Source organism: Alphaproteobacteria bacterium (assembly GCA_016124955.1).
Lineage (GTDB): Bacteria > Pseudomonadota > Alphaproteobacteria > UBA9219 > RFNS01 > RI-461.
Genome location: WGMR01000007.1, coordinates 196,602 through 219,956, shown reverse-complemented (window position 1 = coordinate 219,956; position 23,355 = coordinate 196,602). Strand labels below are relative to the sequence as shown.

General features: G+C 60.7%; 23 protein-coding genes. 8 read left to right on the top strand and 15 right to left on the bottom strand.

What is annotated here, in order from left to right; translation table 11 throughout:
- Positions 1 to 10: 10 nt before the first annotated feature.
- From GC131_06950 to GC131_06905, 10 genes are all read right to left on the bottom strand, one after another.
- Positions 11 to 709 (bottom strand): type IV secretion protein DotN, encoded by a 699-nt coding sequence (locus GC131_06950; protein ID MBI1273804.1) that lies wholly within the window; start codon positions 707 to 709, stop codon positions 11 to 13.
- Between the two features lie 7 nt (positions 710 to 716).
- Entirely contained in the window at positions 717 to 1,097 is a 381-nt protein-coding gene (locus tag GC131_06945) for a hypothetical protein (GenBank protein MBI1273803.1), read from the bottom strand.
- A gap of 66 nt (positions 1,098 to 1,163) precedes the next feature.
- On the bottom strand, positions 1,164 to 2,099 hold the full coding sequence (locus GC131_06940; protein ID MBI1273802.1) for a hypothetical protein: 936 nt from the start codon (positions 2,097 to 2,099) through the stop codon (positions 1,164 to 1,166).
- A gap of 283 nt (positions 2,100 to 2,382) precedes the next feature.
- Entirely contained in the window at positions 2,383 to 3,786 is a 1,404-nt protein-coding gene (locus GC131_06935; protein MBI1273801.1) for a hypothetical protein, read from the bottom strand.
- A gap of 46 nt (positions 3,787 to 3,832) precedes the next feature.
- Positions 3,833 to 5,314 (bottom strand): hypothetical protein, encoded by a 1,482-nt coding sequence (locus tag GC131_06930; protein ID MBI1273800.1) that lies wholly within the window; start codon positions 5,312 to 5,314, stop codon positions 3,833 to 3,835.
- Entirely contained in the window at positions 5,311 to 6,522 is a 1,212-nt protein-coding gene (locus GC131_06925) for a type IV secretion protein DotH (GenBank protein MBI1273799.1), read from the bottom strand. The genes GC131_06930 and GC131_06925 overlap by 4 nt, the downstream gene beginning before the upstream one ends.
- Positions 6,523 to 6,524: 2 nt before the next feature.
- A complete protein-coding gene (locus tag GC131_06920) occupies positions 6,525 to 7,310 on the bottom strand; it encodes a hypothetical protein (GenBank protein MBI1273798.1) in 786 nt (261 codons plus the stop codon).
- Positions 7,311 to 7,316: 6 nt separating this feature from the next.
- On the bottom strand, positions 7,317 to 7,958 hold the full coding sequence (locus tag GC131_06915; GenBank protein ID MBI1273797.1) for a type IV secretion protein IcmL: 642 nt from the start codon (positions 7,956 to 7,958) through the stop codon (positions 7,317 to 7,319).
- Between the two features lie 6 nt (positions 7,959 to 7,964).
- A complete protein-coding gene (locus GC131_06910; protein MBI1273796.1) occupies positions 7,965 to 8,363 on the bottom strand; it encodes a hypothetical protein in 399 nt (132 codons plus the stop codon).
- Positions 8,364 to 8,611: 248 nt separating this feature from the next.
- Complete coding sequence (locus tag GC131_06905; protein MBI1273795.1) at positions 8,612 to 9,013, bottom strand: DUF1036 domain-containing protein; 402 nt, start codon at positions 9,011 to 9,013, stop codon at positions 8,612 to 8,614.
- Between the two features lie 126 nt (positions 9,014 to 9,139).
- Here GC131_06905 and acnA point away from each other — a divergent pair, with 126 nt between their 5' ends.
- The 6 genes from acnA (at position 9,140) to GC131_06875 (ending at position 17,735) form a co-directional block, all read left to right on the top strand.
- A complete protein-coding gene (gene acnA, locus GC131_06900) occupies positions 9,140 to 11,869 on the top strand; it encodes an aconitate hydratase AcnA (protein ID MBI1273794.1) in 2,730 nt (909 codons plus the stop codon).
- A 42-nt stretch (positions 11,870 to 11,911) separates the two neighbouring features.
- The gene (lnt, locus tag GC131_06895) at positions 11,912 to 13,501 is read left to right on the top strand and encodes an apolipoprotein N-acyltransferase (protein MBI1273793.1); all 1,590 of its coding nucleotides are present in this window, start codon (positions 11,912 to 11,914) and stop codon (positions 13,499 to 13,501) included.
- A complete protein-coding gene (locus tag GC131_06890) occupies positions 13,405 to 14,382 on the top strand; it encodes an AAA family ATPase (protein MBI1273792.1) in 978 nt (325 codons plus the stop codon). Before lnt ends, GC131_06890 begins: the two co-directional genes overlap by 97 nt.
- A 3-nt stretch (positions 14,383 to 14,385) precedes the next feature.
- Positions 14,386 to 15,444, top strand: coding sequence for a gfo/Idh/MocA family oxidoreductase (locus GC131_06885; protein ID MBI1273791.1), 1,059 nt, complete (start codon positions 14,386 to 14,388; stop codon positions 15,442 to 15,444).
- Positions 15,432 to 16,592, top strand: coding sequence for a glycosyltransferase (locus GC131_06880; protein ID MBI1273790.1), 1,161 nt, complete (start codon positions 15,432 to 15,434; stop codon positions 16,590 to 16,592). The genes GC131_06885 and GC131_06880 overlap by 13 nt, the downstream gene beginning before the upstream one ends.
- 108 nt (positions 16,593 to 16,700) lie before the next feature.
- Positions 16,701 to 17,735: a glycosyltransferase gene (locus GC131_06875; GenBank protein MBI1273789.1), complete on the top strand. Its 1,035-nt coding sequence runs from the start codon at positions 16,701 to 16,703 to the stop codon at positions 17,733 to 17,735.
- Here the strand turns inward: GC131_06875 and GC131_06870 are convergent.
- From GC131_06870 to GC131_06855, 4 genes are all read right to left on the bottom strand, one after another.
- Positions 17,710 to 18,438 (bottom strand): ATP-binding cassette domain-containing protein, encoded by a 729-nt coding sequence (locus GC131_06870; GenBank protein ID MBI1273788.1) that lies wholly within the window; start codon positions 18,436 to 18,438, stop codon positions 17,710 to 17,712. The genes GC131_06875 and GC131_06870 overlap by 26 nt on opposite strands.
- Positions 18,439 to 18,441: 3 nt before the next feature.
- Positions 18,442 to 19,113 carry an ABC transporter permease subunit gene (locus GC131_06865; GenBank protein ID MBI1273787.1) on the bottom strand — a complete coding sequence of 224 codons (672 nt, stop codon included), beginning with the start codon at positions 19,111 to 19,113 and terminating at the stop codon, positions 18,442 to 18,444.
- Positions 19,114 to 19,181: 68 nt separating this feature from the next.
- A complete protein-coding gene (locus tag GC131_06860) occupies positions 19,182 to 19,637 on the bottom strand; it encodes a copper chaperone PCu(A)C (protein MBI1273786.1) in 456 nt (151 codons plus the stop codon).
- Between the two features lie 10 nt (positions 19,638 to 19,647).
- Positions 19,648 to 20,679, bottom strand: a complete 1,032-nt coding sequence (locus GC131_06855) for a hypothetical protein (protein ID MBI1273785.1) — start codon at positions 20,677 to 20,679, stop codon at positions 19,648 to 19,650.
- A gap of 208 nt (positions 20,680 to 20,887) precedes the next feature.
- Here GC131_06855 and GC131_06850 point away from each other — a divergent pair, with 208 nt between their 5' ends.
- A complete protein-coding gene (locus GC131_06850; protein ID MBI1273784.1) occupies positions 20,888 to 21,187 on the top strand; it encodes an HU family DNA-binding protein in 300 nt (99 codons plus the stop codon).
- Between the two features lie 55 nt (positions 21,188 to 21,242).
- Complete coding sequence (locus GC131_06845; protein ID MBI1273783.1) at positions 21,243 to 21,980, top strand: hypothetical protein; 738 nt, start codon at positions 21,243 to 21,245, stop codon at positions 21,978 to 21,980.
- 51 nt (positions 21,981 to 22,031) lie between these two features.
- Here the strand turns inward: GC131_06845 and GC131_06840 are convergent, their stop codons facing one another.
- The gene (locus GC131_06840; protein ID MBI1273782.1) at positions 22,032 to 23,354 is read right to left on the bottom strand and encodes a peptidase; all 1,323 of its coding nucleotides are present in this window, start codon (positions 23,352 to 23,354) and stop codon (positions 22,032 to 22,034) included.
- Position 23,355 lies beyond the last annotated feature (1 nt).

Here is a 23,355-nt window from a genome sequence, read left to right as displayed (position 1 = left end):
GGTTGGCGGCCTAGGCCTTGCCGATCGTTTCGGTGGTGGCGTGCAGCATTTCCTGCCAGCTGTCGCTGGGGATCTGGCCGAAGGGGCCGTCCGCGCTGCGCCAATAGTTCAGCATGGCGGGAAACTGGTTGATATCGCCGGTCCGCCCGGCCACGACGCGCTTATCGAGCGGCAAAAGCCGCACGCCATCAAGCTTTTCGCCGCGCTTGCGGTATTCGTCGTCTTCAAGGTTTTCCAAAAGCACGGTGGCGAGAATCATGGGGTCGTCGCCGCCGATGCGGCGCTTGATATCGCTGCGGCGGGCCTTCAGGGCTTCAAGCGCGCTGTCGGCGGCCGTCGCCAGGCCGCTATCCTCGGCCTTGGCGACATAGATGGCGCGCGCGATGTGATTGAGATCGGCCTGAGAAATTTCAGGCAGCCAAAGCAGAGAGCCGGAGCCCATCGCAGTGACCGTTTCGAGTGCGAAACATTGTTCGCAGAATGTGCAGGCCGTCACCAGGTTGCTCGCACTGGTATCGGCCGCCGCCCAGTCGCGCGGGATTACGCGCTGAAAGCGGCTGGAACGGAAGCCGCAATATTGGCAGGTATAGTCATCACGACGCAAAATCGCCTCGGCATTGACGCGAGGCGGCGGAGATTTTTTGCGAACGGGGGAAGGCTGCCCGGCGTCAAGCTTGCGCTTGACGCCGAGCGTGATGGAGAAGGTCATAGGGCTCCTAGAAGTTCAGGGCGCCCACATCGACACCCGCACCGCTGCCCGACATGCCGAGCGTGTTCTTGAAGAACCCGGTCAGCGCAGGCAGGCCGACCATGGCGCCGCCGGCAAGCGTCTTGGCGATGCCGTTCTTGAGCGGCGTGCCGTTCGGGTTATCCGCGTGCTTCTTGAGGTCGATGATGCCAAGGCCGACGAACAAAACGCCAACCACAAACAGGATCATAGTGATGATGCCCGGAACCGTACCCATCTGAGTTTGGGTCTGGTTCGCGAAGCCGGACAGGTCGGTCACCTGCGCCAGCGAGATTTCCGGAAACGCCATACCAAGCGTAACCGCGATCAGGGCACCCGCGACGAGGTCTTGGGTGAATTGCTTACTCATGTTTGCCTCCTTCTTCCATCGTTGTTCGATTTACCCACCATTATACCACAACCCGTACGCGCGTCCCTAAACCACGAAACTGACCCCGAAGGTCCGCTCCGCGGCATAAAGGAACAGCGGAATATTTACGGCAATGGCGCCGCCGATCACATGCGTCAACCCCTGCCCGATGGTTTGCTGGCCCACGCCTTCGACCGCATGCTTGACCATAACCCAGCCGCGCAGAAAGGCAATCAGCCCAACAAGCTGGAAAAAGATAATTGCGGCCCGGATCGCTTCATCGGCGCGGGTTGTGTCACCTGAAACGCCGATCGACGACCAATCGATCCCGGCAAAGGTCGCAACTTCGGACTGCCCGAAAATCGTTTGCAGCATTCCGCCGAGCGATTGCGACAACACCACAAGAATGGTGCCGAACACCAGCTGGGAAACGATAATATGCATGGAATGCGTGCGCGGATCCTGCCCGAAGCGGGTGATCTTGAACAGTCCGCGCGCGATATAGAAAACGCCCAAAAGGAAAGCGATGGCAGCAACGCCGGCGATAATGGGCTGCTTTATGTCTTCGATGAAGTTGACCATCATCGCGGCAAGGTCGCCGCCGCCATCGGTCGTACCGCCGCCGGGCTGGCAATAGAAAGCGCCGCCGGCGCCATAGCCGAACATCGACTGAATTGCCCAACTGACGACTTCAGGCAGCGAAAGCAGCAGGCCGCCGCCGATGAGCATCAGAATTGCTTTGTGCGGCGGGCTGCGCGAACCGTCTTCGGCGCCCTGGCGCAACATCTGCACGCCAAGCGCAATTACAAAAATGCCGCCTATATAGCAGATGATCTGTATGACGGTCGGCAACTCGCCCATCTGCGTGAACGTATTGCACATCATCTCGCCGAAGCTGAGCGATTGCGCGAAGGCGTTTGCCGGCATGGCAAACATGGCCGCCAGCACCGTCAGCGCAAACAGAAGCGGGTTTTTAAGCACGGCAAGAACGGGGTCCGGCAACGCGATAGCGCGCCCGGCCGCGGGGCCGCGACGGGAAGCGGAAGCCCCAAGGGGGGCGCAAGGAAAATTCTTTCTGTTCATACAGTTATAGGAAAGCGCAAAGCATTAAAGAAAGATTTAATTTTCGACAATTTTGCCGGAATGCCCTGATATACCAAACGAATCAAGTTTGTAATTTCGCACTCGAAACAATCATCCGGGCAGCGATTCTGGGCGGGTAAAAGGGTTAAGCGCGCATTCACCATAAAAGCCCTGCCAAGAAAAGGCAGGATGCCGGGCACCGTTAACGCAGAATGCCCTTGCTGCCTTCGACCTGCCACTTGCCGTTGACCATGCGGATATTGCGCACCGTGCCGATGCCGGAAACGACATCGCCCGCCTTGATCTCAAGCAGTTCGCTCGAATGCGCACTTTTTGAAACCCAGGCAGTGCCTTGCACGGCGCCACGCAGCACCCAGCTTGGCGCGGGTTTGGCGGCAGGCTTGGGCTTGGCGGCAACCTTCTTGGTTTCGGTCTTTTTAGGCGCGGCCTTTTTCGGTTCCGTTTTTTTAGGCGCGGGCGCTGCCGCCTTTTTTTCCGGCTCTCCCATGGCCGTATCTTTGTCCGTCGGTTTGGGCGTCACCACGGTCTTGCTTTCGACCTTAATCCCGCTGGCCGCAGGCGTTGTGCTGACGCCGGCCAATTTTTCTTCAACCTTCGCGAGCCGCTTGTTGATTGCGCCGACATCCGTATCCGAAACCGCGCCGCCGTTGACCATGGCGGCCATCAGTTGGCCGACATCGGACTTAATGCCGGTAATGTCCTGACGCAGCGCATCGATATCTTTCTGCAGTGCCGCAAGCGTGAGATCGCCCGCCGTGGCCGGCACGGCTTCCGGAGCCGCAACAGAAGCGGGTGCTGCAGGCACAACCTCGACCGGTGCAACCGCCTGTTCACCTTCACCCGGCTGCGCGGGCAACGCTTCGGAAACCGGCAGCGCCGTTTCCGCAAGCGGCGCGGGCGCGGCAACGGGTTCCGGCGCGGTTGCTTCCTGCGCGGGCGGCATGGCGGGGCCCGGTTCTTCCTGCGCAGCCGGCGGCGCATTTTGCCCCAGAATAACGGAAAGGTCTTCGGTTTGCGCCATGTCGGTCACGATATTTTCCGGCGCGCCCGTGGTGATGGGCGGCAACATGTCCGCTTCAACTGCCGGGGTCGTTGGCGCCGCGCCTTCCATGCCGTCAAAGATCGTGCCGCTGGCCATGACTTGCTTGTCGGCCGCGCTTTCATCCATGGCCATGCCCGGCATGGCACTGCCGGTTGTCGGCGCCGCTGCTTCCATATCGGGTTGCGGCGCAGCTTCGTCCGGCGCCGGCATAGCCGGCGGCAACGTCTGTCCGCCCGCAAGGAACGTATAACCCACGCCGCCGATCGCGAGCAGGCTCACGGCCCCGACGACAAGCATGATCAGGATTGAAGATTTTTTACGGCCCGGCGTAACAGCCTGTTCCCCGCCTTGTCCCGGGCCGGGTGCAGCGGCCTGTGCCGCGGGATCAGGTTCGCCATCCGCCGGCATGTCGGCAAAATCGTCAACCGGCGGCTGACCGTCGTCCCACGTCTCGGTGGCGAACTGATCCTGCCCAAGATCGTCGGCGGCGCCGAAATCGTCGTCCGGGATCTGATCGTCGTTCTTGAAGGGATCGTCGTTCATGGCCTGCTCCGGTCAAAAAGTGCGTGGCGCGACGCAACCGCGTGCATCAGGGCGCGGGGGCCGCATAAGATGCATTTGTGGGCGCGGTGCTGGGGACGGGCACCGAACCCGGCTGCGGATAGTTGGTGACATTCGCACCGGCCTGGTATGCGGGCGCGCTGCCGGGCGGCGCATAGCCGGCTTGCGGCGCGTAACCGCCTTGCGACACGGCGCCGTTGTAATAGCCGCCGGCATAGGGCGCATAGGACGGCGGTTCCGGCGCGCGGTCTGTGACCGATTCGACAAAGAAAATCCCGATCGGCGCGCCCGAAGCGACGCGCACAAGCGTCTTGGTTGCATCCGCCTTTTGCTGCAGGAAGGTGCCGACCGTTTCCCCGGCTTCGCTCAAACCTTCATACACGCCCTGGCTGATGCTTTTCTTGCCCTGTTCCTGCAACGTCGTATCGTTGTTGATCGTGGTGGTCGATCCGCCTTGCGCCAGCGCCCGCCCGATACCGCGCGCGAAAGCGGCGGCGGCGGGCAAAATCACACGCGTGAAGTAACGGTGATCAACTTCGGTCGCGAGACCGCCGAGCGTGCTTTCGGGATCGAGCGCGAGCGCATTGACCGAATAATCCTTGCCCTTGTAGCTGATGAGATTAAAGGTCAGCACAAGATATTCTTCGAAATATTTGAACGAACCGACCGCGCGCGCGCCCGCAAGCGGGCCGGAAAGGATTTGCGCCAAAATCGGGCCAGGCACATCCGAATTCGCTTCCGTCAGCATCTGGCCGTAATTGACCGTGCCCGCCGGCACAAGGATGGTGCTTGGCGGCGCAGCGGTTTCCGGGGCATCCTTGCCGCCATCCTTGCCCGCATCATCCTTCGCCTTCAGCTCGTCCTTCAACGAAGTGCCGGAAACCAGCTGCAGCTGCTTTGGTTGCCAGCCTTCAAGCAACTGGTTCATCTGCGAACGCATCGCCTGCGAAAGCTTGTCGTCGAATTGTTCGGGGCGTTGCTGCTTCACCTGCTGCTGGATCTGCTGCACCTGCACCTTTTGCTGCTGCTTCATGCGCGCCAGTTCGTCGCGGAATTCCGCCAGCTTGTCGCCTTCATTCTCGTCCTTGTTTTCAAGGTCATCAAGCGAAATGCCGGTGCCGACCGGCGTCGGCATCGCGCTGCCGCCGGTTTTTTGCGCCGCGGCGGCGCGCTGTGCGGCCGCCTGTTTTTGCGCTTCGATGAATGCAGGGGTCGCGGTGCCGCCCGGCGCTTCGCGCAGGTCAGGCGTGCTCGCGACCCTTGAGGGAACCGGGGTGTTCGGGCTGCTGGTCAGGCTCATGATCGAAGCGATCACGGCCGCAACCACGATCATAACGACAACAAGCTTGAAGAAGGGCTGCGTACGCCAAGCTTCCGACACGTTCGCCATCATGCGTTCACGGCGACCGGCGCCGCCGTCTTCCGTATCTTCGGAAAGGACGGGCTCTTCCATCGACTCCTCGAAGCCGGCGGCTTGTTCTTCGAAATCGTCTTCGTTATCAGCCATCATTCTTCTTCCCGCGCAAGGCGTGCCCGCACCATCGCGCCGTTATCCGACAAAAGCAGCACGGGCGCATCACCTATTTCGTAAACCGTCATCCCGTCCGATGAAGCAACACTGGCATTCCAGGCGGGCGACAGCAAGGTCAGCGGCGTGCGCACGAAAACCTTTTCCCCCATCGACCATGCCATGGTGCGCGTATCCATGCCGCCAACCTTCAGGCGCTTGGCATCGCGCGGCGGCGCGTTATCGAGAAACGCCATGATCAGGGCGTCGCCGGCGCTCAGGCGCGGGCGGCTGATCAGCGGGGCCTTGCCGTTGGGCCCTATCATCGGTATGCGGGCATCGAAACGCAGATGCACCTTCGGCCCGCCGGCGACGAGGCGGAAGATGATCGGGGTCTTGAATTCCTTGAGCAGGACCGAGATATTGCCATCGCCAAAACGGGTCAGCGGCGTGATGCGGACAACATGCGTGCCCGCGGCGGTGGGCGACACTTCAAAGTTGCCGCCGACGCCGACATCGAGGATCGGCCACGGTTCGCCGGTCGAATCCAGCATCGCGATCGTGGTGACATAACCGGCCGCCACGTTGACGACCGGCGGATCGACGCCGGGATCAAGCGAAACGGTCTGGACCTTCACCTCGCCCTTCGGCGCACCGGTCGTGGGCGGCACCGCCGCTTCCTGCGTGGTTTCAAGGCGGCGCATGAAGGCGCGCACCTGTTCGGGCGAAAGCGGCAGCGTGCTCATGGTCGCGCGCTCGTAGGATAAATCATTGTGCTTTTCTTTGGCACGCTCCTGCTCGGCATCCATCTCCGCCGCCGCAGCCGCTTCGCTGGCTTCCATCATCAAAAGATCGGGATCGGATGTAATTTCGCCGGATTGCGGCGGCGCAGGCAGATCAATGCCGCCTTCCTGTGCGCCGGCCATGCGCGGCATAAGCGCCAGAAAGGCGCACAGCATCAGCAGGGCTGGGAACATGGGCAACGAGCGCATACACAATCCTTCACCGGGCCCCGTTTCGCCGGGACCGCCGCGCGGCTGGCACGGCGCCGTGGCGCGCCGAATCAACCTTATTTTCCGGTTATAACCTTTATTATGCAGGGCGTTAAGCAAATTGGCGACCCGCCATGTGCGGGCACGGCCCTTGACCGGGCCCGGTTGCCCCGCAGCCACACAAAACCGGTACTTTTCAGCCTTGCCCGGGCAAATCATCCTTATTCCTTACGTTTCTTGGCGTTCCACACCTTGATGGCAACGCCGTCCGGGTTTTCCGTGGTCGGCACCCGCACCACGGTCAATTCAACAATATTGCGTCTTTGCACGCTGCGGTTGTTGTTGGTCACATAGTTCATGATAACGGGCAGCTGCACAACCCACTGATAGCGTTTGTCCACAACCCCTTCCGATGTGATCACGGGCGCGCCGAACGGCGCCGTCGTCAGCACCAATTCCTGTTGCTGGAACTTTTTCAGCATGTCGTCCTGCAGCAGAACCTTGACGAACTGTTCCCAGCTTTTGGACAGGAACTTGCGCTGATGCTTCGATATCTCCTGGTTAAAGTTCGCGAAGTTGTAGGTCATGACCTGGGTTACGGTCGTGGTCACCCACGAAAGCACGGCCTGGTGCGTCATGTTCGGCATGGTCAGCGCAACCATGCGCTTGACCTGCCCCGCAGGCGTGGTGGCGAAATAGACGTTCTTGGTGCCCAGCATGGGCACGCCGACAATCATCAGCCCCACAAGCGCGATGATCGCCCACACCTCCATCATCACAAGCCGGCGCAAACGCGTGAAGCGCGCGTGGAAGGTCCGAAGATCAAGCCGCGCCTCGGCGGCCGTGAGCGTGTCGTCGAACAGGCCGAACGGACCGTCCTTGCCGCGCGGACGCGTGCGCACGGTTGCGCTTTCCGTCCCCCCGCGGCGCAGCGGCACCAGCGCCCGCGAAAGCGCGGCGCCCGCTGCGGCGGCCGGGTTTTTCGGTGGGGCAGTCTGATTTGCCATGGGGCGTTAACGCGTCTGCCGCGGCGCGGCGATCCATTGCTTGATGCCGATGCCCTTCGAACGTTCGAGCGTCGAGACGCGCACGATGGTCAGCTGCAGATCAAGCCGCTGTTCGGCCGGCGCCTTGTCGCCCATATATTTGACCGTGATCGGCACGCGCACCACCCATGTATAGATGCCGTTGTTATTGCCTTCGGCCACCACTTCGGGCGCGGCATCGATTTCGGCATCGACAACGAGACGCCGCGCGGTGATGGTTTCAATGATGCGCGCTTCCTTCAAAACGGATTTGGTGAAACTCTCCCAACCATCGGCGGTGAAATACTGCGCCGAATCCTGCAGCCGTTCGCGGTAATCGTGGTAACCGAACTGCATCACGCGCTTGGTTGTATCGGCCACCCACGAAACCAGGTCGCCGCGGCTGATAAAGGAATCGCTCAGCGGCACGATCGGCATGATGCGGCCGTCCGATGTGGTGGCGAAAAACACATGCTGCACGTTGGTGGTGACAATCATGCCGATCAGCGACCCGGTGAGCACAAGGATAACGAGCGCGAGGATGATGCTGAGCCGCAGCATAAGCCTGTAACCATCGCGGTAATAAGCGTTGCGATTAACAATGGTCTGAACGGCGTCGCGGATGGCCATGGCGGTTTACTCCGGAAAGTCGAGGTCGGGCAGCCGGTTGCCGGCTGCGTAATCGTTCGAATCCTTGCAGCTGTTGCAAATACGGTTATGCCGCCCTGCGGATGGAAATTTGGTTAAACACATCAGGCATACGCGCTCAACCATCGGTTCAGCCGGCTTGGCTTCTGCAGCGGGGGTTGTGTAACGGCGGGCCATGCCGGGTTGGGTTACTTCCCCTTCAGCCCGCTTCTGGCTTGGTTTGCGCCCCGGCGCGAAGCGGCGCGGCAACCCAAGGCGCGCGGCGCGCGTCATCACAGCCGCTACCGAACGGCCCAGTTTTTCAGCAATTTCTTCCGGCTGTTTGCCTTCCTGCCAGAGCGAACGAAGCATTTCGTCCTGATCGGCCCAGCTCGGAACGGCGGGCATTTTCTGGGGCGGCGTAGCGCGGACAGGGTTGTCAGTGTTCACCGGAAAAAACCCATGCAAAGCAGGAATAGAAGGCGTGCAACTAATACTTATACGTCCCCGTAATACTTGCAAGCGACTCTTGCAAGTATTACGAACGATTTCCGTGGAATAGTTGCATTTGAATCAGCCATAGCACGGGTCAAATTTCCGTAAATGCTGCGCAGGCAGATCCGAGAAATTTAAAAATATTATTATATAACAAATACTTAGTTGAAATCCAGCGTAAAGGCCTTTTCCTGGCCTACATCGGCTTGCGCAAAGCCGGCATCGAGATAGCCGCGAGGATTGCAGTCCATATCGCCTTCGATGCGGAAGGGCTTGTCGTCAGTGCAGAAACGGTATTTGCCGCCCCATTCCTGATGCGCGGGGCCGAGCGAGCGGGCGAAATAGAAATAGAAGCGGGCGGACAGCGCGGGGCCGTAAACCCGCAGGCATTTGTCGGGCTCGATCCGCCACCAGCCTTCGGAAACCCATTGCCCGCCTTCGCGGTAGCCAAGCGCCGCTTCGATCGGTTCCGCATAACGGTTGCAATAGATGAAAGCGGCGTGCGCTACGCCCGGCACGTAAAGGCATGCGACAAGCGGCACAAGCAGCCAGAACCGTTTCATGGCATCCCCGAATTTCCCTGCCGGTATCTATAGTGGTATCGTTAACCTGTTGGCAAGGAAACTACCTTATCAAACATAGTGGATTATTCCACCCGCCGCCTATAGCCACCGCCAAGGGAGCTCCGCATGCCCACCCACACCGGCCACGATACGCTGAAAACCCGCGCCACACTGGAAGCGGCCGGCAAGGCATATGATTATTTCAGCCTCAAGCTGGCGGAAAAGCATCTCGGGGACATCAGCCGCCTTCCCTTCTGCCTGAAGGTTTTGCTTGAAAACCTGCTGCGTTATGAAGACGGGCGTTCGGTCACCGTGGACGATGTCAGGGCGCTTGCCGGCTGGCTCAAGGATAAAAAAAGCGACACCGAGGTCGCCTACCGTCCCGCGCGCGTGCTGATGCAGGATTTCACCGGCGTTCCCGCCGTGGTCGATCTCGCGACCATGCGCGAAGTCGCGATCAAGATGGGCGGCGATCCGCAGCGCGTGAACCCGCTTTGCCCGGTCGATCTCGTGATCGACCATTCCGTGATGGTCGATGAATTCGGCAGCACCAAGGCGTTCGGCGTCAACGTGCAGCGCGAATTCGAACGCAACGGCGAGCGCTACAAGTTTCTGCGCTGGGGCCAGAACGCGTTCGATAATTTCCGTGTCGTGCCGCCGGGCACCGGCATCTGCCACCAGGTCAATCTCGAATATCTCGCACAGGTGGTCTGGGCCGATACCGATGCCGAAAACGGCAAAACGGTCGCCTACCCCGATACGCTTGTCGGCACCGATAGCCACACAACCATGATCAACGGCCTCGCCGTGCTCGGATGGGGCGTGGGCGGGATCGAAGCCGAAGCGGCCATGCTGGGCCAGCCGGTTTCGATGCTGATCCCCGAAGTGGTCGGCTTCAAGCTTTCCGGCCGCCTGCCCGAAGGCACGACCGCGACCGACCTTGTGCTCACGGTCACGCAAATGCTGCGCAAAAAAAGCGTGGTTGGAAAATTTGTGGAATTCTACGGCCCGGGCCTTGACGGCATGACGCTGGCCGACCGCGCGACCATCGCCAATATGGCGCCCGAATACGGCGCCACCTGCGGCATTTTCCCGGTCGATGCCGAAACCATCAACTACCTTAAATTCACCGGCCGCGAGGCTGACCGCTGCGCGCTTGTTGAAGCCTATGCCAAGGCGCAAGGCATGTGGCGCGATGCGAGCACGCCAGATCCCGTCTTCACCGACACGCTCTCGCTCGATCTTTCGACGGTGCAAGCCTCGATCGCCGGGCCGCGCCGCCCGCAAGACCGCGTAACCCTTTCCACCGCCGCGACGGAATTTGAAAAGGAACTGCCGAGCTTCAAGGTCACGCCCGAGCTGCGCGGCAAGAAAATCGCGGTCGAAGGCACGAACTTCGACCTGAAGCATGGCGATGTCGTGATCGCCGCCATTACATCATGCACCAACACATCGAACCCGAGCGTGATGGTCGCCGCCGGCCTTGTCGCGCGCAACGCGCGGGCGCGCGGCCTTACCGTCAAGCCGTGGGTGAAAACCTCGCTCGCGCCCGGCAGCCAGGTGGTGACCGATTACCTTGAAAAGGCAAACCTGCAAGGCGATCTCGATGCCATCGGCTTCAACCTTGTCGGCTATGGCTGCACGACCTGCATCGGCAATTCGGGGCCCCTTCCCGAAAACATCAGCAAGGCGATCACGGAAGGCGATCTGACCGCCTGCGCCGTGCTTTCCGGCAACCGCAATTTCGAAGGCCGCGTCAACCCGCAAACCAAGGCCAACTATCTTGCTTCGCCGCCGCTTGTTGTCGCCTACGCGCTTGCGGGCAACATGGCGATCGATATCACCAAGGATCCGCTCGGCACCGGCAAGGACGGCAACCCGGTTTACCTGAAGGATATCTGGCCCAGCCTCGCGGACATCAACGCCGCGGTCAAACAGGCGTTGACGCAGGAAATGTTCCGTTCGCGCTACGCCAATGTATTCAAGGGCCCGAAGGAATGGAGCAGCATCGCCACCGCCACCGGCAAGGTCTATGCGTGGGAAGATGCTTCCACCTATGTGCGCCTGCCGCCCATCTTCGACGGCATGGGCGTGGCACCCGCGCCGCTGAACGATATCAAGGGCGCGCGGCTGCTCGCGCTGTTCGGCGACAGCATCACGACCGACCACATATCCCCCGCCGGTAACATCAAGAAAACCAGCCCCGCGGGCAGCTACCTTACGGATCATGGCGTGCAGGCCGCCGATTTTAATTCCTACGGCGCGCGGCGCGGCAACCATGAAGTGATGATGCGCGGCACTTTCGCCAACATCCGCATCAAAAACGAGCTGATGGCCGAAAACGCCTCCGACGGCAACATGGTTGTGCCCGAAGGCGGCAACACCAAGCATTTCCCGTCCGGCGAAGCGATGACGATCTATGACGTCGCCATGCGTTACATGAAAGACGGCGTGCCGCTGATTGTGGTGGCGGGCAAGGAATACGGCACGGGCTCGAGCCGCGACTGGGCCGCCAAGGGCACGCGCCTTCTGGGCGTGCGGGCGGTCGTTGCCGAAAGCTTCGAGCGTATCCACCGTTCCAACCTTGTCGGCATGGGCGTGCTGCCGCTCGAATTTACGGGCGGCATGACGCGGGCCAACCTCAAGCTCACGGGCGGCGAAACCTTCGATCTCGGCGGCTTTGCCGGCGCGATCAAGCCGCGCATGGAAATCACGCTTGTCGTCCGCCGCGCCGATGGCACAACGGACGAGGTGAAGTTGCGCAGCCGTATCGATACGCTCGACGAGGTCGATTACTTCAAACATGGCGGCATTTTGCACTATGTGCTGCGCGGCCTTGCGGCGAAGGCAGCCTGACGGTTTTGCGTTGCCAGCGAAAGCTGGCGCGGGCCGCACGGAATGGCTAAACTGGGCGGGCACCAACCCGCCAGACAGAAGCCCATGTCCTCTCTCACCGCTACCGCTCAATCCATCAGCCTTGCGCGCGGCTGGCGCCGCATTTTGCTCGCGCTTTCGGCGGGCGCGCTTTCGGCGCTGGCGATGCCGCCGGTCAATTTCATTCCCATTCTGTTTGTCACCTTCCCCTGCCTCGTCTGGATGCTCAGCGGCACGCGGCGTTTGCGCGGGGCGTTCTTCGTCGGCTGGCTTTTCATGTTCGCCTATTTCACTTGCGGCCTTTATTGGATCAGCTTCGCGCTGCTGACGGACGCCGAGAAATTCGGCTGGCTGGTGCCGTTTGCGGCGCTGGTGCTGCCCGCGGTGCTCGCGCTGTTTTACGGTATCGCCGCCGCGGCGTGGCGGGCGGCGGCGTGGCGCGGCCCGGCCGGCGTTATTCTGTTCGCGCTGCTGTTCTTTCTGGCCGAGCTGGCGCGCGGCACGTCTTTCAGCGGCTTCCCGTGGAACCTGTTCGGTTATGGCTGGAGCGGGTTGTGGCCGGTGATGCAGCTTGCGTCCGTGACCGGTATTTACGGCCTGACGCTCATTACCTTGCTGCTATGCGCCTTGCCCGCCTTGCTTGCGCAAAAGAACGTTCTTCATTTTACGCTGGCGGCGACCATCGCGTTGCCGTTGATCATATTCGGTTGCTGGGGCAGCTGGCGGCTGCTTGATGTGCCGAACGATACCGTGCTCGATGTGCGGCTGCGCATCGTGCAACCGAACCAGGGGCAGGTTCTGCGGCTCGATGCCGCGCGGCGCGAACAAAATTTCGGCGAATTGCTGCAGCTCTCGGCGCAAAAAAACGATTTATTCGCGCCCACGCATATCATATGGCCGGAAACCGCAACGCAATACATGCTGGCGCAGGACCGCACCCGGCAAAGCCAGATCGCCCAGGCCTTGCCCCCGGGCGCGGTGCTGCTGACCGGCACCGTACGGTTGCAGCAAAATGGCGGGCAGGCGGATTATTTTAACTCCCTCGCCGCCATCGGCCCGGATGGCGATACGATGGCCACCTACGATAAAAGCCACCTTGTGCCGTTCGGGGAATATGTGCCGCTGCGTGCCATTCCGGCCATCGCTGCCGCCGCGGGCGGGATTGGCGATTTTGCCGCCGGGCCGGGCCGCCGGACCATGCGCGTGGCCGGTTTGCCGCCTTTCAGCCCGCTCATTTGCTACGAAGTGATATTCCCGGGCGCCGTGACGGGGGCGGGCGGGCGGCCCGCCTTCCTGCTTAATGTCACGAACGATGCCTGGTACGGCGATACATCGGGCCCGCGCCAGCATCTTGCCATCGCCCGCGTGCGCGCAGTGGAAGAAGGCCTGCCGCTGATCCGCGCCGCCAATACCGGCATTTCGGCGGTGGTGGACGCTTATGGCAATATTGTCGGCAGCCTGCCGCTGAATACGGCCGGGGTGATCGATAGCGCCCTGCCCGCCCCGATTGCACCGACATGGTTTTCCCGCCACGGCATAGCCACCGTGGCCGCGATGTTTTTGGCATTACTGGGAATCGGGCTTATGATGCGAAGGGAAGGAAACCGGGCATGACCGCAAAGAAACGCTTTTCCATCGGCGATCAGGAGCTTGACGATCTGATCCACCGCTACACGCGCGATATTACCGCGGCCGACAAGGCGGGCAAGTTCGATCCCATCTCGAACCGGGATGAGGAAATCGATAAAATGGTTCTTATCCTGCTGCAACGTCTGCGCAAAAACGTCCTGTTGCTCGGCGGCGCGGGGGTGGGCAAAACCGCTTTGTTCATCGGCCTCGCGCAGCTTATCAATAACAACAAGGTGCCGGGGCCGCTCAAGGGCGCGCGCATCATTGAACTTGAAATGTCGATGGTCGGCGCCGGGTCCACGTCGCGCGCCGATCTTGAAGGAAGGCTGATGCCGATCGTCAAGGGCGTGGCCGAACGCAACGCAACCCGCGAATTGCCGCCGATTATTTTCTGTATCGACGAATTCCACCAGCTCACGGTCGCTTTCAAAAGCTCGTCCGCCGCCGGCGTCGCCGATTTGATGAAACCCTATCTGACCACCGGCGATATCTATGTGGTGGGCGCCACCACGCGGGAAGAATACGAAGATTATGTGAAGCTCGATCCCGCCGTCGATCGCCGTTTCCAGAAGATTGTTCTGGAGCAGCCGGACGTGAAACAAACCGTCAGCATCCTGATCAACATGAAGCGCAATTTCGAAAAATATTACAACATCACGATCGCCGACAAGGATTGCGAACGCATCGCCAAGTTGACCGACCGCTTCATCCGCAACCGCAACAACCCCGATAAATCCATCCTCGCGCTCGATCAGGCCTGTGCCCGCGCCATCAAGGACGGCGACGGCAAGAAGCTCGATGGCGCTTCCGTCAACGCCGCCATCGCAGCCGACGCGGGTATCGACCCGATCGCGCTGGAGCAATAGCCCGTGGGCGCCGACCGGCCCATCCGCGTCGCTGCCATAGGCCTCGGCTGGGTCACCCGGCACCGCCACATACCTGCGCTGCTCCGCAATCCTTCTTTCCGGCTGATGGGCGTAATCGACCGCAACGGCAAGGCGGCGCAGGAAGTGGCGGCGCGCTATAACCTGCACCGCGTCGCCATCACGCACGATCTCGGGCTCGTGCCGTGGCTGGACGATATCGATGCCGTCACCATCGGCACCGCGCCTTTCGCCCATGCCGAAATGGCCTGCGCCGCGCTCGCGCGCGGCAAGCATGTTTTAACCGAGAAGCCCTTCGCCATGAATATCGCCGAAGGCGAACGCATGCAGGAAACCGCGCGCGCGGCGGGCAAGACGCTCGCGGTCATGCATAATTTCCAGTTCAGCAAGGCTATGCGCGCCTATGCGCGCGATGTGGCGCGCGGGCGCATCGGCACGGTCCGGCGCATCGCCGCAACCCAGCTCGGTAACCCGCGGCGGCGCCTGCCTTCCTGGTACCAGGACCTGCCCTTCGGCCTGTTCTATGATGAAAGCCCGCATTTCTTTTACCTGCTGCGCAAACTGGCGGGCGGGCCCTTGCTGCTTTTGCATGCGCATTGCCTTGAAGCTTCGCGCGGCGGCGCAACCCCCGCCGCGGCCGAACTGGTTTACCGCAACCACGCGGGCGTGCCGGTCACGGTTTCCTGCAATTTTGAAAGCCCGGTCAGCGAATGGTTTATTGGCGTGTACGGCGAAAATGCGCTGGCCTTGATCGATATCTTCCGCGATATCTACATCCGTCTGCCCAACGACAATACCCATGCCGCAAGCAACATCCTGCGCACCAGCATGGCCGTGGGGCTGCAACACTGGCTGCAGCATATCCCGAACGGGCTCGCCTATCTCACATGGCGGCTCGATTACGGAAATAACGAAGTATTCGCCCGTTTCGGTGATGCGATCCATGACGGCGCGGAACCCGCGGGCATTGCCGCCGCCGACGGGTTCGAGGTGTTGCGCATGCAGCACGAAGCGATTGAAGCGATGCAAAAATGCTGTCTGTGAAAAACATCCTCACCGTCACCCACTATTACCCCGGCCACGGCGGCGGGATCGAGCGTGTGGCGGCGAAGCTGCAGGAAATGCTGGCCGCGCCCGATACGCATTTCACGTGGGCCGCGAGCGATTGCGATGCGCCGCCCGCGATCCCCGGCGTAAAACCGATGCCGATGCGCACCAACAATTTTATCGAACGCACGAGCGGGTTACCGGTGCCGCTTTGGTCGCTGGATTCGCTGAAAGAACTGTGGCGTGCGGTCGAAGTGCACGATGCCGTGTGGCTGCACGATACGCTGTATATCGGCAATATCGTCGCTTATTTCGCCGCACGGCATTTCAAAAAGCCGATCCTGATCACGCAGCATACCGGGCCTTGCCCCTTCCGCAGCGTCACGCTGCGCGCATTGCTGCCTATGCTGCTTTACCTTGTCAGCACGCCTATGCTGCGCTTTGCAGACCACGTCGTGTTCATCAGCGATTTTGTGGCCGAGTTTTTCCGCGCCCGTGCATCGCTGCCGCATGCCCGCATGGTGCCGAACGGGGTCGATAGCACGATCTTCCGCCCCGTGGACGATGCCGAACGGGAACGGCTGCGCATCGCGCACAACCTCGACCCCGATCAGCCGGTGGCGCTTTATGTCGGGCGCTTCGTCGCGCGCAAAGGTTTGCCGGTGTTGCACGAACTTGCGCGCAAGATGACGCATATCAATTGGGTGTTCGCGGGCGCGGGCGCCGGACGTGGCAGCACGCTCGATCCGGCGCGATGGCAACACCGCAACGTGCTTACCTGGCATAATATCGGCCAGGGCGCGCTTGCAAGGCTTTATCAGCTGGCCGATTTTCTCGTGCTCCCCAGTGTGGGCGAAGGTTTTCCGCTGGTGGTGCAGGAAGCGATGGCTTGCGGCTTGCCCGTGGTGTGCAGCGAAGATGCGGCCAGCGGCAGCTATGCCGCGCGGGGGTATTTTACAACCCTGCCGGTCGATATCAGCCATGTGGCGGCAACGGCAAAATTATGGGAAACCGCCATCACCGGCAATCTTTCCGGCGGTCCGGCCACGGCGCAAAGGCGCGCCGAGCTGGCGTCCTTCGCCGCCAATATGTGGCATTGGGACCATGTAGCCGCCATTTACCGCGAATTGCTGCACGCCTCCTAGAAATCACGATTTGCCGGCGGGCGCCGCAAACATTGCGTGACAGCCCATGCGCCATGAAGCTATAATTTTGGCAGCAGTTCACCGGTTTTCCGTAAACGCGTTCCTTTCATGCCCCTTATCTGTGTCGCGATTGTAACCTACCGCAGCGACCCCACGCTTGAGCGGTGCATCGACAGCCTCGAAAAACAGACCTTCCGCGATTTCGAAGTGGTGATCGTCGAAAACGGCCTGACCACGCGTGTCGATGAACTCGCGTCGCGGCTCAGCGTGCCGGTACGCGTAATCAGGCCGGGCAAGAATATCGGCTTCGCGGCCGCCAACAACCTTGCGGCCAAGGGCACGGGTGATGGCGTGCGCTGGCTTGCGACCCTAAACCCGGATGCCTTTGCGGGCGCGCACTGGCTCGAACACTTCACGCACGCTTTGAAAAAATATCCGCATTGCGCGATGTTCGGTTCGCTGCAGCGCGACGCAGCCCGCCCCGATATCGGCGACGGGCTGGGCGATGCCTATCACGCCTTCGGTCTTGCGTGGCGCACCGGGCACGGCTTTCCGATACCGGAAAACCTTGAAGATGCCGAAGTATTCTCTCCCTGCGGCGGCGCGGCTTTTTACCGGCTCGATATGTTCCGCGCGCTTGGCGGTTTCGACGAGGATTATTTTTGTTATGGCGAGGATGGCGACCTTGGTTTCCGCATGCGTTTGCGCGGTCAATACTGCATCCAGCTCGCGCACGCCGCCGTGGCGCATGTCGGCGGCGCATCAAGCGGCGACAATAGCAAGAAAAGCGATTTTGCGGTCTATCACGGGCTGCGCAATCTGGTTTGGATATTCGTGAAGAACATGCCGCAACCGCTGTTCGCGCTGCTGCTGCCGTTCCACATACTCGCCATCGCCACCCTTGCGCTGCGTCATGTGCTGGGCGGCAATGGCGGGGCCGTACTGCGCGCTCTGCGCGACGCGGTGCGCGGAATCAAACCGATGCTCGGGAAACGCAAGGAAATCCAGGCCGCGCGCACAGCCGGGGCGCTGGAACTGATGCAGGCCTTTAGCTGGATGCCGGGCAAGATGTTGCGCCATGCCACACGCGGCAAGCCGGCACCGCCCAAGCCGAATGCTAGCGCGCCAGCTCCGCCGCACTGAGAAACTGCGCGAGCCGCGGATGCGGCGGATTGTCAATAATCTCGGGCCCGCCCTGCGCCACGATTTTTCCGGCATCGATGAACACGATGTTATCGGCGCTGCGCCGGGCAAAGTTGATCTGGTGCGTAATCAGCATCATGCCGATGCCGCGTTCCTTCAGTTTCGCGAGATGCCCGAGGATCACGCCCACCTGTTCAATATCGAGCGCCGAAGTGATCTCGTCGCACATCATGTATTTGGGGCGCAAGATCACGGCACGCGCCAGCGCCGCCCGCTGCCGCTGGCCGATCGAAACTTCATTCGGGTAGCGGTCAAGGAACGCTTCCATACCCAAAAGCTCGTTCAGCTCCGCAAGGTCGCGGGCGGCATCGATGCCCTTGCGGTTTTCGGTCGCCAGCATAATGTTTTGCCGTATCGTCAGATGCGGCCACAGGAACAATTGCTGGAAAACCACGGTCAGATCCGGATATGGCGGCGTGAGCGGCTGATCGGTCGTCCACGGGAAAACATATTGCTTGCCGTCCACCGCAATCATGCCCTTGTCAGGCGGGTCGATCAGCGCAAGCGAACGCAAGAACGTGGTTTTGCCGGTGCCGCTGGACCCGATCACGGCGGTGATGGTGCCCGGCGCGATCTTGAGCGATACGTCATCCAGGATGGCTCGCTCGCCAAAGGCCTTGCTGATATTACGCGCTTCGAGCATGCGTCAATGTTCCGAAAGATTACGGCCGAATTTTTTACGCAGCGCAAGCGCAAGCCCGTTGATCGGCAGACAGACGGCAAGGAAAAAAAGCCCGAGCGCGGTGTAAATTTCAACCGGCTTGTAGATCATGGCATTGATACGCTGCGCGGCGCGGAACAGCTCATCGACCGATATAAGCGAGGCGAAAAGCGTCACATGCAGCATCGTCACCTGCAAAAGCATCAATCCGGGCAACAATTGTTGCACCAAAAGCGGCAGCTGGATCTTCCAGGCAATCTGCTTGCCGGTCATGCCCGAAACCCGCGCAGCCAGAATATATTGCTGCGGAAAATCGGCGCAGGCCACGCGCACAAGATCGGCCACCGCAAAAACATTGATAACCGTAAAAGTAAAAGCCGCAGTATAGAACGGGTCGATCACCACATTCATCACCGCCTGCGCCGGGTAGTGCAGCCAGAACAGGAATACGAGAATCGGAATGCCGCCAAGAACGAAGGAGGCGATGCGCGAAGGCATGCCCACCGTGGCGGGGTGGCGCCAGCCCATGTAGCCGAGCACGGCGCCGAGCGAAATGCCGACGCCCCAGACAATGAGGGAAAGCTTGAGCGTCACCAGCAGCCCCGCAAAAAAGGCCTGATGGTAGGTTACGAGAATGTTATAGACGCTGGCGAGCATGCGCGCTCCAGCTTAAAGCATTCCGCCCGGCACACAAGGGCGGCGGCGGACGAAGGGCCATTGTCGCGTTAGTCGGCGTGATGTTCCTGCGGCCCGTTCTGCACATGCACCTCGACCACGGCTTCCCCCGCTTGCGCGAAATGCAACGTAAGCGGGAAAGTATCGCCCGCCTTGTAGGCCTGCCGCACGTCAAAAAGCATAATATGCCTGCCGCCGGGCCGCAGCGCCACGGGCTTGCCCGGCAAAAGCGGGATTTCCTGCACTTCCCGCATGCGCGCGATATCGCCATCCTTGATCACTTCGTGCAGCGAAGCTTCCGCCGCGGCGGGCGTGCTTGCGCCCGTCAGCGCATCGGGCTCCGCGCCGCCGTTCAAAAGCGGCAGATAGACCGCGCCGGTCGCGCCTGTCACGCGGGCCCAGACATGGCCGATGCTGATCGCGCCATGCTTATAGCTGTGCGCCTGCGCAGGTTGCGCGATCAGCGCGCAAATGAGAAATAAAACAAGTCTTGCTGCCGTAACCATGGCCTTCTCCTCAGTTCACGATATTCACGGGACGGCCGGCAACAAAGGCTTCGACATTGCCTGTCAGCACGTCCGCCATGCGACCGAGCGCTTCTTTGGTAAACCACGCCACATGCGGCGTCAGCACTACATTTTCCATTGCATAAAGCGGGCTTTCGTTTGCCCATTTGGCCAGCAGGTCCAGCCCGGCCCCGGCGATGCGCCCCTGCTTGAGCGCGGCAATCAAATCTTCCGTATCCACCTGCGGACCGCGCGCGGTGTTGATAAGCACGGCCGTAGGCTTCATCTTTGCCAGCGCCTTGCCGTCGATCAAGCCTGTTGTTTCCGGCGTTAGCGGTGCGTGGAGTGATAACACGTCCGCTTCGTGCAAGAGCGTATCGAAATCCACTTCCCGCACGCCCGGAATATTTTTGGGCGTACGCGTGCAGGCAATCACCTGCATGCCAAAGCCCTGCGCGATTTTCGCGGCATGCTGCCCGATTGCGCCCAACCCATAAATACCAAAAGTTTTTCCGGCAAGCCCGGTGCCAAGCGGCAGCGCTGCCACACGCTCGCTCGGCTCGGCGCCGAACAACCCGCCGCGGATCAACCCGTCAGCCACCACCAATTTGCGCATCACCGCTTGCGCCAGCGCGAACACGTGTTCCGCCACCGCTTCGGTGGAATAACCCGGCGTGTTGCCGATTTTGATGTCACGCGCCGTAGCAGCTTCGATATCGACAAGGTTCGTGCCTGTGGCATTGACGCATAGATATTTCAGATCCGGCGTGTGTGCGAAAAGCGAAGCTGTTGGCCGAACGCGGTAGGGGCTGACCAGGGCGATGTTAACACCCTGCAACCGCGCGATGGCGGCATCTTCTCCTGCTGTGTCTTTATAAAGCAGAAGCTCGCCGAGTTTATGCAGCCGGGCAACATGGCCCTCGGTCAGATAACAGTCATCAACGTTAAGTACCGCTATTTTCAAGCATTTATCCTTATTTGCGCCTTTCCTCGGTTGCAGACTAGCAGTGCTACGCAGCCCCCGGAAAGAGGCAAGCACCACACGGTTACGCCCGCCGCCATCATGCCCCCCTGTGGATAAACGGGCCGGGAAGGCCCGTTAAACCTGCATTTTTATGCACCCGAAGCATAAAAACCCGCTTGCCAATTGCACAAATTGGCTTAACCTTGGCCCACTTGTTGGTTTAGACGCAACAACGCCGCCGCCGGGAATGTTCCCGCGCGGGGCACAACATAAGGAAGGTAGAACAATGGCTGCAACGCAACCCACCGTCACGCTCAAGCACATCGCGGCTGACCTCGCTGACAAGCATGAGCTGTCGAAGAAGCAGGCGAACCAGATCATGGACGATCTGGTGACCCATGTCGTAAAGAACCTGAAGAAGGGCAACCGTATCCGTATGGCCGGCCTCGGCATCCTGCAGGTCCGCAAGCGCGCCGCCCGCATGGGCCGCAACCCGGCGACCGGCGAAGCCATCTCGATCCCCGCGAAGAAGAAGATTGCCTTCCGCGCGGCGAAGGAACTCAAGGAAGCCGTCGGCAACAAGTAAGTTGACGCTTTACGCAATAACGAAACCCGCCCCCCGTTACCGGGGGGCGGGTTTTTTGCTGCGCGCAATCCTGCTTGCCTGCGCGCTTTGCCTTGTGCCCGCCGCCGCGCAGGCCCATAGCCCTTACTTTGTAGATTTTTCCGGCCCGGTTTCCTATGAAGGCAATGCATACAAAATGCAGGGTTGGTTCGGCGACGGCATATTTGCCGCCGACCCGGTCAGCATCGTCATGCGCCACCCGAACGGCGGCTTCAGCGCCACGACTTTTCCGGTGACACAGGCCTCCGGTTTCTGCCCGCATATCAATTTCTGCTGGGGCTTTTTGTTCGACCCGACCGGAACCATCCCGCTCATCGTCCTGAGCCTGAACCCCGAAGCGATGATCAAGGACCCGCCCAAACTGCCGGAAAGCGGCCCGGCATATCCGGACTACGCCAAGCCGGAAATGGCCGGCTTTGAAGTTTCAATCAACTATCTGATGGCACCCATAGGCTTCATAGCCGCCGTCTGGCAAATGCAGCGCGTGCTTGTTGTTACCACACCTCTGGCTTTGCTGGCAGCGGGATGCCTCTATTTCATGCGGCGCTGGCGCATGGAAAAAACCGACGGTCTGTATAGAAAAGCGATCATCCTTTTTATGAAACTGGTTCTTGTTAGCGTGCTGCTGGGTATCGCCTTGGTGTTTGCCTATATTGCGCTTGTGGCTGCCAACGGCGCGGCCATCGCTGCACCTGTAATTCTCTGTTTTGCGGCAAAATATTTCTACAAAAAATACAGGCCGGCGCGGACATAACCTTCCGCCTGCCCTGCTGCCCCATAGGGACTTGCGCAATAAACTGCCGGCTTATTTATCGGTTGCGCCGGCAGACCCGGCAGGCGGAATAACGGCCGTTTCCGGCTCTGCCGCGGCGCCTTCCGGCGTTTCGGCCTTCGCGCCGCCGCGGCGGTAGAACGGGCTTTCCCCCGTCATGCGTATGGCGTAATTGACCGCGAACGGACCCGCGGTTTCAAGGATCGCGACCATGGCGAAAATCACGGTCACAACTTTGCTGCCGGCTTCGGGCGCAAGCATTTGTAAAGTTTGCGCAAGCCCGATCGCCAGCGCCGCCATCGGCATCAGCATGAAACTGAGCGCAACGGTTTCGCGATGATCGCGGCGCGGTTCCCCGCGGTTAAGAAGCAACGCGCTGTATTTCGCGAGCGAACGGATAATGGAAACCACAAGCGCGGCGGCGCCTACGGTCATCAGTTCCTTCACATGCAGGTTGGCGCCCGCCATCACGAACAGTACGATGAAGAAAATATCGGCGCTGGAGCCGAATTCGATGGTCGAAAGGCCGTTGCGCTGCGGTTCGAACCAGCGCGTAAAGATGCCGAGCATCAGCGCCGCGAACAGCGAGGAAACCTCGAACATCGCGGAAAGACCAAGCGTCACGGTAATGCCGCCGATGATCAGCGCAAAACGGTAATGCTGGTCTTCCTTGTTAAGCGCGCGGTCGATACGCTCCATGAAGAAAGCGATCGCGAGGCTGATCGCCATGGCGCCAAATGCCCTGTAGAGCGGAATGCCGAGCACGCTATACCAGTTCAGATCATGCCCGCCGAGCGCGAACGGCAAAAGCAGGGAAAACAGGAAGAACGCCAGCACGTTGTTCAAAGTCACGAGCGCCTTGGCGCGGTGGATGATCGGCCCGCGTGCCTGCATTTCGTCGGCTACGTGCACAAGCACGGCGGGCGAGGACGAAACCCCGATCGCGGCAACCAGCGCGCCCACCAGCATGCTGTAGCCGAAGGCGATCATGGCCGCGAGCACGCATATGAAGGTAAAGGCAGCCTCGGTCAATGCCGTGCGCCATACCGGCGTGGAGCGCAACATGTGCCGCAGCTGCACATCGCTGCCCAGTTTATAGAGTATGAGGCCGAGCGCGACATCGATGATCACGCGCGATTCCTTCAATATGTCAGCCGTAATCAGGCTGATCCCGCTTGGCCCGATGAATACGCCAAGCAGCATGAAGGCGGTGATGACCGGCAGCCAGCGCGCCCTGTGCGCCACGATCGCGCCCAGCACGCCAAGGATCAGGAACAGCCCGAACACGAACAGGATGTTCGGCAGCACGAAGGCGTGCGGCTGGAAGATTTTGAGCGCGATTTCAGGCGTGTCCATG

Excerpts from the sequence above, each read along its gene's own strand:
- GC131_06840 (MBI1273782.1), bottom strand. The coding sequence starts at position 23,354 with ATGGACACGCCTGAAATCGCGCTCAAAATCTTCCAGCCGCACGCCTTC.
- GC131_06875 (MBI1273789.1), top strand. The coding sequence starts at position 16,701 with ATGCCCCTTATCTGTGTCGCGATTGTAACCTACCGCAGCGACCCCACG.
- GC131_06860 (MBI1273786.1), bottom strand. The coding sequence starts at position 19,637 with ATGGTTACGGCAGCAAGACTTGTTTTATTTCTCATTTGCGCGCTGATC.
- GC131_06850 (MBI1273784.1), top strand. The coding sequence starts at position 20,888 with ATGGCTGCAACGCAACCCACCGTCACGCTCAAGCACATCGCGGCTGAC.
- GC131_06945 (MBI1273803.1), bottom strand. The coding sequence starts at position 1,097 with ATGAGTAAGCAATTCACCCAAGACCTCGTCGCGGGTGCCCTGATCGCG.
- GC131_06905 (MBI1273795.1), bottom strand. The coding sequence starts at position 9,013 with ATGAAACGGTTCTGGCTGCTTGTGCCGCTTGTCGCATGCCTTTACGTG.
- GC131_06915 (MBI1273797.1), bottom strand. The coding sequence starts at position 7,958 with ATGGCCATCCGCGACGCCGTTCAGACCATTGTTAATCGCAACGCTTAT.
- GC131_06865 (MBI1273787.1), bottom strand. The coding sequence starts at position 19,113 with ATGCTCGCCAGCGTCTATAACATTCTCGTAACCTACCATCAGGCCTTT.
- GC131_06910 (MBI1273796.1), bottom strand. The coding sequence starts at position 8,363 with ATGCCCGCCGTTCCGAGCTGGGCCGATCAGGACGAAATGCTTCGTTCG.
- lnt (MBI1273793.1), top strand. The coding sequence starts at position 11,912 with ATGGCTAAACTGGGCGGGCACCAACCCGCCAGACAGAAGCCCATGTCC.
- GC131_06920 (MBI1273798.1), bottom strand. The coding sequence starts at position 7,310 with ATGGCAAATCAGACTGCCCCACCGAAAAACCCGGCCGCCGCAGCGGGC.
- GC131_06890 (MBI1273792.1), top strand. The coding sequence starts at position 13,405 with ATGGTTTTCCCGCCACGGCATAGCCACCGTGGCCGCGATGTTTTTGGC.
- GC131_06870 (MBI1273788.1), bottom strand. The coding sequence starts at position 18,438 with ATGCTCGAAGCGCGTAATATCAGCAAGGCCTTTGGCGAGCGAGCCATC.
- GC131_06925 (MBI1273799.1), bottom strand. The coding sequence starts at position 6,522 with ATGATTTGCCCGGGCAAGGCTGAAAAGTACCGGTTTTGTGTGGCTGCG.
- GC131_06935 (MBI1273801.1), bottom strand. The coding sequence starts at position 3,786 with ATGAACGACGATCCCTTCAAGAACGACGATCAGATCCCGGACGACGAT.
- GC131_06930 (MBI1273800.1), bottom strand. The coding sequence starts at position 5,314 with ATGATGGCTGATAACGAAGACGATTTCGAAGAACAAGCCGCCGGCTTC.
- GC131_06950 (MBI1273804.1), bottom strand. The coding sequence starts at position 709 with ATGACCTTCTCCATCACGCTCGGCGTCAAGCGCAAGCTTGACGCCGGG.
- GC131_06880 (MBI1273790.1), top strand. The coding sequence starts at position 15,432 with ATGCTGTCTGTGAAAAACATCCTCACCGTCACCCACTATTACCCCGGC.
- acnA (MBI1273794.1), top strand. The coding sequence starts at position 9,140 with ATGCCCACCCACACCGGCCACGATACGCTGAAAACCCGCGCCACACTG.